At 43.2% G+C, this 13,367-nt stretch carries 15 protein-coding genes and 1 tRNA gene; 9 read left to right on the top strand and 7 right to left on the bottom strand.

The window, feature by feature from the left end; all coding sequences use genetic code 11:
- The first annotated feature begins 45 nt into the window (after positions 1–45).
- From fabD to NWP22_RS16630, 3 genes are all read left to right on the top strand, one after another.
- On the top strand, positions 46–927 hold the full coding sequence (fabD, locus tag NWP22_RS16640; RefSeq protein ID WP_271731375.1) for an ACP S-malonyltransferase: 882 nt from the start codon (positions 46–48) through the stop codon (positions 925–927).
- A 111-nt stretch (positions 928–1,038) separates the two neighbouring features.
- Entirely contained in the window at positions 1,039–1,674 is a 636-nt protein-coding gene (locus tag NWP22_RS16635) for a lysophospholipid acyltransferase family protein (RefSeq protein ID WP_271731376.1), read from the top strand.
- Between the two features lie 87 nt (positions 1,675–1,761).
- Positions 1,762–2,055, top strand: coding sequence for a DUF2288 domain-containing protein (locus NWP22_RS16630; protein ID WP_271731377.1), 294 nt, complete (start codon positions 1,762–1,764; stop codon positions 2,053–2,055).
- A gap of 66 nt (positions 2,056–2,121) precedes the next feature.
- Here NWP22_RS16630 and NWP22_RS16625 read toward each other — a convergent pair whose 3' ends face one another.
- The 3 genes from NWP22_RS16625 to NWP22_RS16615 all read right to left on the bottom strand — a co-directional run bounded on the left by NWP22_RS16625 (position 2,122) and on the right by NWP22_RS16615 (position 4,295).
- Positions 2,122–2,649 (bottom strand): YdcF family protein, encoded by a 528-nt coding sequence (locus NWP22_RS16625; protein WP_271731389.1) that lies wholly within the window; start codon positions 2,647–2,649, stop codon positions 2,122–2,124.
- 431 nt (positions 2,650–3,080) lie between these two features.
- A tRNA-Arg gene (locus NWP22_RS16620) sits at positions 3,081–3,154 on the bottom strand.
- A 43-nt stretch (positions 3,155–3,197) separates the two neighbouring features.
- On the bottom strand, positions 3,198–4,295 hold the full coding sequence (locus tag NWP22_RS16615) for a tocopherol cyclase family protein (protein WP_271731378.1): 1,098 nt from the start codon (positions 4,293–4,295) through the stop codon (positions 3,198–3,200).
- A gap of 33 nt (positions 4,296–4,328) precedes the next feature.
- Between NWP22_RS16615 and NWP22_RS16610 the strand changes: the two genes are divergently transcribed.
- Positions 4,329–4,940: a J domain-containing protein gene (locus NWP22_RS16610; RefSeq protein WP_271731379.1), complete on the top strand. Its 612-nt coding sequence runs from the start codon at positions 4,329–4,331 to the stop codon at positions 4,938–4,940.
- 474 nt (positions 4,941–5,414) lie between these two features.
- Here NWP22_RS16610 and NWP22_RS16605 read toward each other — a convergent pair whose 3' ends face one another.
- Both NWP22_RS16605 and pgeF read right to left on the bottom strand, forming a co-directional pair.
- Positions 5,415–6,248, bottom strand: coding sequence for a metallophosphoesterase (locus NWP22_RS16605; RefSeq protein ID WP_271731380.1), 834 nt, complete (start codon positions 6,246–6,248; stop codon positions 5,415–5,417).
- A gap of 46 nt (positions 6,249–6,294) precedes the next feature.
- The gene (gene pgeF / locus NWP22_RS16600; RefSeq protein ID WP_271731381.1) at positions 6,295–7,086 is read right to left on the bottom strand and encodes a peptidoglycan editing factor PgeF; all 792 of its coding nucleotides are present in this window, start codon (positions 7,084–7,086) and stop codon (positions 6,295–6,297) included.
- 130 nt (positions 7,087–7,216) lie between these two features.
- Here pgeF and NWP22_RS16595 point away from each other — a divergent pair, with 130 nt between their 5' ends.
- Positions 7,217–8,002 carry a biotin--[acetyl-CoA-carboxylase] ligase gene (locus tag NWP22_RS16595; RefSeq protein WP_271731390.1) on the top strand — a complete coding sequence of 262 codons (786 nt, stop codon included), beginning with the start codon at positions 7,217–7,219 and terminating at the stop codon, positions 8,000–8,002.
- 83 nt (positions 8,003–8,085) lie between these two features.
- A complete protein-coding gene (locus NWP22_RS16590; protein ID WP_280802123.1) occupies positions 8,086–9,642 on the top strand; it encodes a M23 family metallopeptidase in 1,557 nt (518 codons plus the stop codon).
- Positions 9,643–9,691: 49 nt separating this feature from the next.
- On the opposite strand, the gene NWP22_RS16585 is transcribed toward NWP22_RS16590, so the two are convergent.
- Positions 9,692–10,351, bottom strand: coding sequence for a riboflavin synthase (locus NWP22_RS16585; protein WP_271731384.1), 660 nt, complete (start codon positions 10,349–10,351; stop codon positions 9,692–9,694).
- A gap of 339 nt (positions 10,352–10,690) precedes the next feature.
- Between NWP22_RS16585 and NWP22_RS16580 the strand changes: the two genes are divergently transcribed.
- The 3 genes from NWP22_RS16580 (at position 10,691) to NWP22_RS16570 (ending at position 12,711) form a co-directional block, all read left to right on the top strand.
- Complete coding sequence (locus tag NWP22_RS16580; RefSeq protein WP_271731386.1) at positions 10,691–11,188, top strand: bifunctional nuclease family protein; 498 nt, start codon at positions 10,691–10,693, stop codon at positions 11,186–11,188.
- 73 nt (positions 11,189–11,261) lie between these two features.
- Positions 11,262–12,389 carry an aldo/keto reductase gene (locus NWP22_RS16575; protein WP_271731392.1) on the top strand — a complete coding sequence of 376 codons (1,128 nt, stop codon included), beginning with the start codon at positions 11,262–11,264 and terminating at the stop codon, positions 12,387–12,389.
- Between the two features lie 196 nt (positions 12,390–12,585).
- Positions 12,586–12,711 carry a helix-turn-helix domain-containing protein gene (locus NWP22_RS16570; RefSeq protein ID WP_271731388.1) on the top strand — a complete coding sequence of 42 codons (126 nt, stop codon included), beginning with the start codon at positions 12,586–12,588 and terminating at the stop codon, positions 12,709–12,711.
- 86 nt (positions 12,712–12,797) lie between these two features.
- Here NWP22_RS16570 and NWP22_RS16565 read toward each other — a convergent pair.
- Positions 12,798–13,367, bottom strand: a 570-nt coding sequence (locus NWP22_RS16565; RefSeq protein WP_342393884.1) for a type ISP restriction/modification enzyme, incomplete at its 5' end; no start/stop codon positions are given.

The raw sequence follows: 13,367 nt of genomic DNA, 5'->3' as shown, positions 1-13,367 counted from the left end.
AAACTACACTTACCCCAATCACCAATGAGCAATGACTAACGACTAATGACTAAAACTGCATGGGTGTTTCCCGGACAAGGTTCTCAAGCCCTGGGAATGGGAATGGATTTATTAGATATACCTACCGCTAAAGATAAATTTGCCGAAGCCGAAGCAATTTTGGGCTGGTCTCTCACACAATTATGTCAGAACGAAGAAGAAAAGTTATCACGGACTCTCTACACACAACCCAGTCTTTATGTAGTAGAAAGTATCCTGGCTGATATCCTTCGAGAACGGGGACATCAACCAGATGTAGTTGCTGGTCACAGTTTAGGCGAATATATCGCCCTTTACATTGCCGGTGTGTTTGAGTGGTCTGCTGGCTTACACCTGGTCAAGCGTCGTGCTGAACTCATGGATAGTGCCGCTGGTGGAATGATGGCTGCTCTGATGAACTTTGACCGTGAACAGTTAGAATTAGTCCTCGCTCAGACACCAGATGCAGTTTTGGCTAATGATAACAGTCCGGCTCAGGTAGTGATATCTGGGAATCCAGAGGCTGTCAAAACAGTAATTTCCCAAGTTAAAGCCAAACGTGCTATACCCTTAAAAACCTCCGGAGCATTTCACTCACCCTTGATGGCTGCTGCGTCCGCCGAGTTCCAAGATATTCTAGAATTAGTAGAATTTCAGCCGGCTGTTATACCCGTACTGTCTAACGTAGATCCGCTTCCATCCACTGATGCCAAAATAATCAAGCAGCGCCTCAGCCAACAAATGACCGGTTCAGTACGCTGGCGAGAAATTTCTTTGGAATTAGCAATACAGGGTATTGAGGAAGTGGTGGAAATTGGACCGGGTAATGTGCTAACTAATTTGATTAAACGCACTACACCGGATTTAATCTTAAAAAATGTTCGTAATGCAGCAGAGTTGCCAGAATAGGGGATAGTAAAGCAGACGTAGATTGCAGAGTCTAGGCTGCTGGGCAAAATTGAGATTTTCTATACCCTATCCCCATTCCCCATTCCCCAATACCCTATATCCCATTTCTCTATGTCTCGAACCCGCGAACCTTTGATCAGTTTGGCACTTTACCACGCTTTTAAGTGGTCTATTGTCAGCCCTATGCTTCATGCTTACTTTCGGGGGAGAATTTATGGGGTGGAAAATGTCCCTAAGTCAGGGCCACTGGTGGTAGTCAGTAATCATGCTAGTTACTTTGATCCCCCCATTGTCTCTAATTGTGTACGTCGTCCAGTGGCTTACATGGCTAAGGAAGAGTTGTTTCAAGTCCCTGTTTTAGCACAAGCAATTAAATTGTATGGTGCTTACCCGGTGAGTCGCGGTACCGCTGACCGCAATTCTATTCGTTCAGCCCTAGAGTACCTTGATAATGGCTGGGCTGTAGGTGTTTTTTTACAAGGTACTCGCACTCCCGATGGGAAGATCACAGATCCTAAACGAGGGGCGGCTCTCTTGGCGGCCAAGGCTAAAGCACCATTTTTACCGGTGAGTTTATGGGGTTCTGAGAAGATATTACAAACAGGCTCCATACCTCTTCCAGTTCCCTTAACTATTAGGATTGGCAAATTAATTGATGCACCCAGTTCTACCAATAAAGACGAATTACAAGCTGTGACAGATAAGTGTGCTACAGCAATTAATCAGTTGCATGATTTAGGACGCTGAGAAATATGCTGCAAAGAGTCAAGTCCAGAAAATCTTAGGGCAAAAATTAGGCTAAAATCGGCCAGAAAAATATCTAAATGGGGAATTATGTCCGATTTAAGAACACAATTAACAGACAATCAGGATGAGGCTGAGTGGGATTGGCTAATTCCTCATGTACAAAGGGATGCGGTGATTTTAGTCACGCCAGGTTTAGACTTGCTGGATGTGGGAGTGGCGATCGCTAGCGATCAGGTTTCATCAGTGCAAGCATGGATTGACGGACAATTAATAGCTAAACCTTCCAATACACAAATGGGGAATTGGAATAGCGATCGCACTAAAAGATTTAAGACTCTGATTATTCAGCCCTATGTTCTAATACAAGAAATCTCAGCATAATTGGACTGGGAAACAAGTTTTGGCAAGATTTAGCTCAAATCTGAATCTCCATCCCTCACCTGTGATTCATTGCTTTCTCATATGTTCTGCACCCGTGTAACCAGTAGCCAACCAAACTAAAGCCCTCACCCCATCACGGATAGATTTATCCAAGGGTTCATGGACATTTTTTGAAGGTACTGCTACAGGTTTAAATTGAATACCGCGACTTCCCAAAACTATCTCGCCAACCACACGGGCGCGGCGCATATGAAATTCCGAAGTAACTAAATAAACACTCTTAATACCTTTAGCCTGCAACTCATCTACTAGTGTAGTAAAATTTGTTACAGTATCTACAGCTTCATAGTCCAAGTGCAATCGTTTGGGATCAACTCCAGCCTTGGCAAACACATTCTGAGTTGATCTAGGTGGACTACCACCAGAAATCCAAATGGGTAAACTTGGATGCTCGCGGACAAAATTAGCTGTAAACCGTTCTCGTTCTAAATGTGAGGTAGAACCACCTAAAACTAATACTGCTTGGGGTGGTAAATTCTTAGTTTGCGATTCCTGGTATCCCAACCACATTAATAGAGGTAGGGCGAAAACCATAAACCGAAATGAATGACCTGTAAATAATAAATGATTCTTCAAGGCTCTATACTTTAGTCTGTTGAGTCCAGGATTTTATCTAAAAAAAGACAAATAAGTATGTAGGGTAATTTAAGAAAATCTACCCAAATATCAACTGATGTTTTGGCGTTGCGGAATTCACCTATGAAATTCCCAAGACTGAGTTTTGAACACTCTTACTTTTGCTTCTAAAGCAATTCCTGCAAGAGCCGCAGGAACTCTATGGGTATAAGCTGGGCTGGTACGAGAAACACCATTCATACTTCGATTATGCAATGCCGATTTTTTTACATAATACACAGACAAAGCTGCATTAACAGGACATATCGCAGTTGATACCAGATAATCAAGTGAGTCGGAAAATTAAATACCATTTCCGACTTTCTTCTTATTAAATCATTTACTGAGGACGGGACTGGCCAGGCTCGAACCGGCGACCTAGCGCTTAGGAGGCGCTCGCTCTATCCATCTGAGCTACAGCCCCAACTACAAAGCATATGCAAGCAGATACTATGATAGCAGGATTTTTAGGTAGACTGCCAAGAATTATCCCAAGAACCGCCGCCTATTTCTAAACCGCATAGAGAACTCTGTGCTTTGAGGATTGTTTGAGATTTGCTAGGAGTTAATTTTCGTAACTCCAAACTTAATTTTCCCTGCATGGTATCCCGACAACAGAATAATAAACCATTTGCTGTCGGCGCGCGCAGGGGTGTACCAGGTAAAGGCGTGGTTCCGGTCAATTCAATTTCATAATGTAAGTTTTTGGCGCGCATTTGCCATCTACCCCAGGGCTGAATATCCCATTCTACTTTTGCATTCCAGGGAACGAATTCATAAAACTGGCCATGATGGTGCAAGCCAATCATGGCCACAGATTCCATCCACCACAATACACCACGCTTGCCACCGCCAGCCGTCAAAGCCAAATCGGGTTCGCCATCAAAGTGATTACAATTCAACCAAAACCATTTTTGGGGAAAAGCGCCGCCCCAGTTTTTCTCTGCGTAAGCTGGCGCATTTGTAAATTCATAGATTTTACCGTTCCAATCAATCCTACCACTTGCTAACCCGTGAGCCATCAAGATTTGCCATCCAGGTTCAAAAATCTGTAAAGATGACAGCCAACCGGCGGTTGATTGCTGAAGACTATTTTTATTCCCCCAGTAGTATATCGGCTCAATGTCGTATAGCCAACGGCAATAATTACCAGTAGCCGGATCGTAAATCTCTCCTTGATTTAAGGTAGCTGTAGCTTGATAGCCTTCTTGGATATGATGTTTAAACTCGGTGGGGGTGAGATATAAAGGTAGGTTGTTGAGGTGGGTTTTACCCCAATGACCTAATGCGAGAACATCTTGACTACCCCAAAATCCTTTGACATCAGGAAAAGTACGACATATATACTCATCATTGGGTCCGAGCACTTGAGCAGCACCACCACTATAGGGTTGGCCTCCAATGGGGTCTTCTATGGAGTACATGAACGCGAAGGTTTGACCACAATCAGGTAAAGTTAGGCGATAATACCAACCTTCAAAAAAGCGGCGACTACTACCGTCCCAATGGTATCCACTATGAGGGGTTTGGTTTGAGTGCAAAAAATTTAGGGGAATAGTTAACATATATCTATATAAAAGTTGCCTGTTTCTTTCAGTATGAGCGATTACCTCGATATTAATCATGCTTATGAAGTTTTAGGACTAACCCCCGGTGCGTCTCAGGAACAGGTGAAGCAAGCTTACCGTCAGTTGGTGAAGATTTGGCATCCTGATCGCTTTCTTAACCCTGAGGAAAAACAAGGAGCAGAGTCAAAAATCAAACAAATCAATCTAGCTTACAAGCAACTCAAGTCTCAACAGCTAAACACTACCAGTTTACCTTCTGCTTCGCCTCCAAATCTTTCAATTCATCAGGTAAATATATCTGTTCAGCGCTGGGATGCTGAAACTTTTTATAACTGGGGAGTGGAAAATGCCAGTAGAGGAAAATATGAAGAAGCGATCGCAAATTTTACCCAAGCTATTAGCCTCAATCCCACCTACATTGAAGCATACAAGTATCGGGGGTTTGTTTGTTCTCAACTGGGGTTTGAATATAGAGCTACTGCAGATTTAAATAAAGCTGCATCCTTAGAACGGAATGTCAGCGGATACTCTGACTCCACATACTCAAGGTCATCCAGACTGATATTCCAGCGTCAACCCCTGTTATCAAGATGCTGTCAGCAAATCAAAAAACTACTGAGGGTAAACAGGCGTTGGCGATGATTTCAGCCCATAGTCAGGGAAATATTAAGATAATTTACAAAATTATGACAGAAAGTTAATGCTGTTCAAGTTTGGTAAATATCTTACACAAATTGAATAGAGGATGCTAAATTACAAATAAGGTACAAAGGAATTAAAAGTTAACTAAAAAACCTATAAATTGGAGCCTGTACCTCCTGCTCTAATGAACTCGCAATCAGAAATCATTTGTTGCATCCTGTCGTCAAAGTTTTCCACCTTGAGTTAATTGATGTTTTTTGGAGGTTTCGGAAGTTACACCTACAGATGCCTGTTGATAGTAATTAAGGATGATCAATTGTCAGATCAATGGTTGCGAAAATCGTCCACTTTATTTGAGTTAATTCACCCTGTTTTTGAAATTTTATCTAAACACTAGATATCTAATAAGCCGCCATTGGTTACTGATACTTTTCCATCGTAACTTGTGGCGGTTTATGATTAACTAATCAATAACTAGGGACTGATTAAGGTAATTACAGTGACTTCAGGTGGACAAAATAAACGTCCTGGACTATAAGTTCCTAAGCCACGGCTGACATATAATTGATTGTCCAACACTTGATGAAAACCTTTTGCCCACTCCCAATATCGGACTACTCTTGAGCAGTTTGCTAGGAACATTGGTTCCCATTGGCGCACTTTTTGAGGAAGTTGTTTTAGGAGCTTTTGATAATGGAAAATCACAGGGCCAATTCCTGGTAGGACAATATGACCTCCGTGGGTATGTCCAGATAGTTGTAAATCTACTCGCCACTGTGACAAAATTTTAGCAGTATCCGGGTTATGGGATAAAACAATCCGGGGTGTACTAGGGTTGAGTTGGTTCATAACTAGTGCAGGGTTAAATTCCCGTGACCAATAATCAGCTAGTCCTACAATTGGTAACTCTTGTCCTAAAGGATAGGCGATTTCATTCCACAGGACATTAACCCCTATGTTATTCAGGGCAGATGTTATTTCTGTTTTTGAGTGCTGGTAATGTATATCATGATTACCGAGGACGGCATAAATACCAGAGCGACTTTGTAAATCTTTAAGTCGTAAGGCTAGTTGGTGAATGGGTGTAGGATCGTCGGTTACATAGTCACCAGTTAATAAAATTATATCGGGTTCAGCCTCGTTACTAGCGGCGATCGCTTGTGCTAACAGTTTTTCAGAAATTCTCACACCATCATAGTGAAAATCTGTCAACTGTACCATTTTTATACCATGTAAAGATTTTGGCAAATCCGCAATCTTAACCGTTACTTCATCTACTCTTAAACGTCCCGTAAACAACCAGTTCATAGTACAACAGAGACTCCTCGTACCAGTGCTTACAGCTTATCAAAGATCACAATATATCTGGGTCTATGGCGCTGACAATTCCCGACCATTGAATTTTTTTCTGTTTCTCCCGACGATAAGAAAAGAAGTATTCTGGAGTTTGGTAAGTACAGTAAGGAGCGATCGCTATTTGTTCGGCGCTCATACCCAAGCTTTCCAGTTGTAAAACATTAACTCGCCGCACATCCAACTTCACCTTTCCAGGGTCGGGGTCTACCAATAACGGTGAATTTGGTAACTCATGCAAAGCATCTATAATTTGCTGTTGCTCTGCATAGGGTGTAATAGTAGCACCAAGTTGGGCAGCCACATGCAGAGAAACTTGATAAACCTCACCGGCGATCGCCGGTCCGATTGCAATGCGTAAATCATCCAGTTTGCTACCTTGCTCTTGCAATCGGGTGATAGCAACGGGAACAATCTTCGCTGCTGTTCCCCGCCAACCCGCGTGTAGTGCAGCTACTTGTCGAGTTTTGACATCAGCAATCAATACAGGTGTACAATCGGCACTAGCTACCCAAACAGCTTGTAGTGGCTGTTGGCTGATCACACCATCTCCTAAAACTAGACCGCCATCCTCGCCCCCCGTCTTCCCCTCAATGTCTTCTGGGGTGAGAACAATATTGCCATGTACCTGTTGGAGGCGATAGGCTGATGCTTCTGGGTGCAGTACTTTTGTCAAATCTTCAGGCGATCGCGGCCAAAACTGCTGAGTAAAAAAGCCGTGATGCCAATCTTTAAGAAGACTACAAGTAAGATAGGGTAGTCCTTGCCAATTGTGCCAATGCCAAGTGTGCATCTTGAGCCAAACCTAAACAAAAATCAACATCAGTCAATTAATGCTAACTTGAAGAACGTGATTTGGGTTAACTGCTGTGGGATTTGATAGCTCGCGTGGCGAAGTCATTCGGCAACTCTTAGAAAGTCAGATGGAATCGGAACTCAGGTATACTTATCTACCATCTTCCCTGCATATTTTTGAAAGTGTTCCTTCAACTAATCAGACCCTGTGGCGCTTGCTGAAGGATGGGGCTGATAAAAACTCTGTAGTAATTGCAACTCAGCAAACTTCTGGCAGGGGACAATGGGGTCGTGAGTGGATTTCTCCCACCGGCGGATTATATCTTTCGGTGGGTGTTGTTCCTAAACTAGAAGCTGCCGATAGTTATCGGCTTACCTTAGCCAGTGCTTGGGGGATTGCTGCCCAGTTGCGTCAGTGCGGCATCAGTGTGGGCATTAAATGGCCCAATGACCTAGTCTTGGAGGGTCGAAAGCTCGGCGGCATTTTGACAGAAACAAAAGTCAATAACGGACAGATCACACAAGCAGTAATTGGCGTGGGTATTAACTGGGCTAACCCAGTACCCGAAACTGGGATCAATCTCCAATCCTGGCAGGACTCCCAGCCTCATCAGGCTATCTCTGGTCTAGAAATGCTCACGAAAACAGTTTTGGTAGGAATACAATCCGGTATAGACTGTCTCAGTCAAGAAGGAATAAGTGTACTCTTGTCTAAATATTTAGATTTATTAACAAATATTGGTGAGCAAGTATACATAGATAATCTTTTAGGCACTGTAGTGGGCGTAACGACCCGGGGAAATCTCCACATATCTTTTGACATAAAAGAGCTAAATGACATAAAAATGCCAGAAATTTATCTCGAACCCGGTACAATCAGTTTGGGTTACCGTAAATCTTCTGTTTTGTTTTAGGTTTGTTGAAAATCTCGCTCTTTAGGCTATAAAAAGCACTCAAATCATCTCTTTAGGCTAATTTATAACAACAGAGAGAAGCAATGACGCAGCGCCATAAATCTGCCCAACACCATTCACAGAACTCATTAAGATGCTATCCTTACGCGAAGCTGCTCCACATATGTGCATCTACGCTACCAGCACAAGGCTTTTTTCTGCTAACTAGTGTCAGCCTCTTAGGTGGGGGTTTGGCAATTGCCCAAACAGAAACAAGTATAGATAATATTGTTCCCACGAATGAAAGTTACTCGGTTCGAGCAGTAGTAATACCAAATACTCTCGAAAAAGAGACTGTTTCTTCCGCACCATCCCAACCGGAATCTTCAGTTCCACAAGAACAAGCTGACCTTATACAGAAACTACGTACTAGACAACAGGTTTCTACTCCCAGAGCAAATGTTACCTGGGAGGAACCCAAAGCTGAGGTTTCTACTCCCAGAGCAAATGTGACCTGGGAGGAACCCAAAACTGAGGTTTCTACTCCCAGAGCAAATGTGACCTGGGAGGAACCCAAAACTGAAGTAGCCCAACCTACAACACCCCAGGGTTTACCTGAAAAACTCCTAGAACTTGCCCAGCCGTCAAATAACTCGGACAGACCAACAGGTGCAACAGCAGGGAAAACAACGGATTATAATAACGCCTATATTGACCCTACCAGTTACACTACCAAGACAACGGCTACTTATCAAGCACCTAACTCCGTGGTCTTAACAGAACGGTCTAGTGGTTGTCAAACTGTTTTACCCTCTGGGCAAAGTATATCAGGGAGTAGTTGCGCTGCACCAAACCGGGAAGCTGCACGCCATCAGAAAACAGCACCAAGCTGGGTGAAAACCAGCCAAAATATTGATTTAGCGCAGGTTCGGGTCCTAAATAATCACAGCAGCAATAGATGGGTTCCATCTCATAGTGCTAATAGTGCTAATAGTGCTAACAAAACCGCTTCTCCCTCTCATCGGTTTAGCCCTAACCCTATTACATCGGTGTTAGGCTCTGCCATTGTACCCAGTGGTGAGACTTTACCCCCACCAATGGCCGCAGGGAATATTGCACCCCGCCCTAGTACAGTAGCTTATGAGTTCCCCCTAGCATCAGTATTGCCACAAATTCCCTTTACAGGTTCCGTCGCCTATGGTCATGGGGGTATGATATTTCCGCTTTCTATACCTGCTCGCATTAGTTCGGTATTTGGTTGGAGAAATCATCCCATTACAGGCGATATCCGCTTCCACTCCGGCACAGATTTGGCTGCTCCTATGGGTACACCAGTAGTAGCAGCCGCGGCCGGTACGGTGGAAACTGCCAACTGGTTGGGTGGTTATGGTTTAAGCGTAATTATTAACCATGCTTCTGCTCAACAAACCCTTTATGCTCATATGTCAGAACTATTTGTCCAACCCGGTCAAACTGTGGAACAGGGAACCGTCATTGGCCGAGTTGGTAGCACTGGTAATTCTACGGGTAATCACCTACACTTTGAAGTCCGCCACCTCAAACCACAAGGTTGGGTTGCTGTTGACTCCGGTGTACAATTAGAGATTGCCTTTAATCAGTTGGTACAAGCTTTACAAACAGCTCGGGTTCCTGAAGAATAGGGCACCCCTCTGGGGGAAGTCAAAAGTCAAATTTCTTGACTTTCCCTACTCACAAATAGCCATGTTCTGCTAAAAACTCAGGTGTTATATGGTTTTTGCCGTGGTTTTTGCTAGGAGAAACAAATTTTTCCACGTATTTGCCGAGAATATCCCCTTCTAAATTTACCCAACTACCAGGGAGAAGATAGCGGAGATTTGTCTCCTCATAGGTCAGGGGAATGACTGCCACTGTGAACTGATATAATTCTGGATCATATACAGCTACTGTGAGGCTGATACCATTCACAGCAATGCTACCCTTGGGGACAATATACCGCGCGATCGCTTCGGGTGCAGTAAAGGTCATTTCCCAAGAACTGGCGGTTTGCTTGGCCTCTACTAATTGACCTATACCATCTACATGACCCATAACAAAGTGACCGCCGACTTTACCACCCACCCGTAGGGAGGCTTCTAAGTTGACATATTTCTGTTGTGTTTGCTCATCTCCCAGGGTGGTGCGGCTGAGAGTCTCCGGCGAAGCAGTGGCGATAAAGCCATTGTGGAAAATTTTTTCCACTGTTAAACACACGCCATCTACAGCAACGCTGTCGCCATAAGCCAAATCCTGCATAATCACAACAGAAGATTGACTGACAAAGGTAATTTGCCAAGAATCCCCCCCTATGGGTTTCATCGTTCCTAAGGCTTGGATTAATCCTGTAAACACGGCTTTTTTCTCAAACTAATTGTATTTATTGCCTAATTTTGCCCAAAATTAACTGTAATTCTGACATGAATGAGGAACACATTAAGTATAATTTCAGACTGTTTTTATTATAAATTTATTAACACATTTGCATCATTCACAAGGCATACTTGGTTAAGAAGGTTATTGTCTAGTTAGATGACTTTGACTTACTCTGGTGTTCACAACAAGTTCGGAGTTTAATAGAAGCAATTATAGAGAACAATGCTTATGTTTATTCCCCAACCCAACTTACCCCAGTCAATGGTATTATTTATTACGGAGCGCCCAATCATTCACAGGATTGTAGAGGCTTAGGCAATGATTGAAATGAGAGTCGCTGGCATAGCATTAGATGCCATAACCCGCAGTCCGATCGTACTTTTGAAAGATTCCTCAGATCGCCGTGCTTTGCCAATTTATATTGGACAGGAACAAGCTAGGGCAATTATGGGGGCGCTTGAAAATCAAAAGCCTCCCAGGCCTTTGACCCACGACTTAATTGTGAATCTTTTACAGTCATGTTCGATGATTCTGGAAAAGGTGATTATTCACTCGTTACAAAAGGACACATTTTATGCAGCCTTAATTGTCCAGCAAGGCGAAATCAAAAAAGAAATTGATGCGCGTCCTAGTGATGCGATCGCCATTGCTCTGCGTACTAATTCCCCAATCTGGGTAATGGAAGAAGTAGTTTCCGATGCTTCTATCCCTGTTGACCGGGATGCAGATGAAGCAGAACAGCAAGCCTTCCGGGAATTTATCTCCAATCTTCGTCCCGAAGATTTGATCAAGCGCTTTGGTAATGGAAACAGCTAAATGAGTAGAGACGTGATTAGTCGCGTCTGTGCTCACTCCGTTACCCACCCCCCTTTCCGCTAACTTTCTTTTCATGCAATACCGACGCTTTGGCAAAACAAACCTACACCTCTCAGTCTTTTCTTTGGGAACAATGCGCTACCTGGCTAATGTCACAAATGCACAGCAGACAATTGTTGCAGCCTTAGCCCAGGGAGTCAATCATATTGAAACAGCTAGAGGTTATGGCAAAAGTGAGGAATATCTTGGTGCAGCTATCAAAGGGGGATTAACAGTACCCCGTTCCCAGGTTTACATCACCACCAAAATACCGCCTACAGTTGATGCTGATAGTATGCGTCGGTATATCAATGAATCACTAGAAAGATTAAATCTAGATTATCTAGATTGCCTAGGAATTCATGGCTTAAATACTTGGGAGCATCTCCAGTGGGTGCTGGCCAACAATGGCTGCATGAAAGGCGTTCAGGAAGCTGTTGATGATGGTCGAGTGCACCATGTTGGTTTTTCCACCCACGGTTCATTAGATATAATTCTGGCAGCCATCAATACAGATTTGTTTGAATTTGTCAATCTACATTATTACTATTTTTTCCAGCGTAATGCACCAGCAATTCAGCTCGCATCTGACAAGGACATGGGGATTTTTATCATTTCTCCAGCTGATAAGGGCGGTCGTCTCTACACGCCACCCCAAACATTAATAGACCTGTGTCAGCCTTATTCACCTTTAGAATTAAACTATCGATTTCTACTCAGTGATCATCGTATTACTACCTTGAGTTTTGGTCCGGCCACTTCTGATGAATTAATCAAACCCTTACAGGAGTCCGATAATGTTCAACCGTTAACATTCTCAGAAACTTTAGCTTTCCAACGGTTAGAAGAACACCAGAAAGCTGCTTTGAAAACTGATAAATGTAGCCAGTGTTATGCTTGTTTACCTTGTCCAGAAAATATCAATATTCCGGAAGTTTTACGATTACGCAATCTCGCTGTAGCTTATGATATGAATGACTATGGAAAATATCGTTACGGTATGTTTGAAAATGCTGGTCACTGGTTCCCTGGAATGAAAGCTAACCGTTGTACCGAATGCGGTGAGTGTTTACCGCGCTGTCCAGAAAACCTCAATATTCCTGCTTTATTAGAAGATACTCACGAGAGATTAAGCGGCAAATCTGGGAGAAGATTATGGTGAATGGTCAGGGTATGTTGACTAGCAGGGGGACGGAGTGGACAAAACAAGCTTTGGCTAAAGGGCGGTGATTTCGCCGCGTTGATAGGGGTTAGTAGCTAGTTACTGTTTTATTAACTAATAGTCACAAACACTCACAGTTGCTCAAAATTTCCTGTCATCTTTTCGCTTTGTGACGGAATTACAGTAAAATCACTGTATGCTACTAGGATTCAAAACCCAACTCAAAGTCAACAAGCAACAAGGACTACTACTAGGACAACACGCAGGAGTGGCCAGACAGGTTTGTCAGGACTTCCAGGGTGGCGACTATATCTGTTGTTAAACGCAAAGGGGCGCAAAGTTTGGCGCAAAGGTACGCAAAGGTTTATTTTCTATGGCTTTGAGCGGGGGGTTCTAATCCCTGTCTCCCTAGTTATCAGACATCTGATTAACAATATTCATAGTTTCCACACTCACCCTACACACCCGCATTAATAAATCTATGACCTGTTCTTTGTAGTCTGCAAACCGGTAAGTGTTGAATTTTTCTGCAATGGTGGGGTCTTTGGGTTTCTTCTCTTTATATTGATCTAAAATCCATTCCAAGGCGCAACGATTGCCTAACATATATTCCCATGCTATACTGGGTATACCTTGTAATGTGGTTACATCATCTAAGATGATACTCCCTTTGGTTTTATCAGCTTTTAACTTTGGCTTGGGTGTGGTTTGGTTATCCTTTAAAGGAATATCAACCCGACTGAGTTTGTAGGGTGTGACGGTTTCATAGTTGATATGTAAATCCATGAGTTGTTTACCCCATTCCACCCATTGGGGAAAGTTATCATATAAAGGTAACCGGGGAAAGTCTCGTTTTAAATTGAGTTCGTATTTTTGGCGGTACTCTGGGTTATGTAGCACTCCATAGGTGTAGTGAAAGATATCTATTTTAGTAATTGTTGTGTCTTGGTAATGGGTGTGAATTTGTTCTAGTCCCCA

Origin of the sequence: Anabaenopsis tanganyikae CS-531 (assembly GCF_029891675.1) — a bacterium.
In the GTDB taxonomy this organism is placed as follows: Bacteria; Cyanobacteriota; Cyanobacteriia; order Cyanobacteriales; family Nostocaceae; genus Anabaenopsis; species Anabaenopsis arnoldii.
The sequence above is the reverse complement of the archived record's forward strand: the minus strand, read 5'-3'. Positions and strand labels throughout refer to the sequence as shown.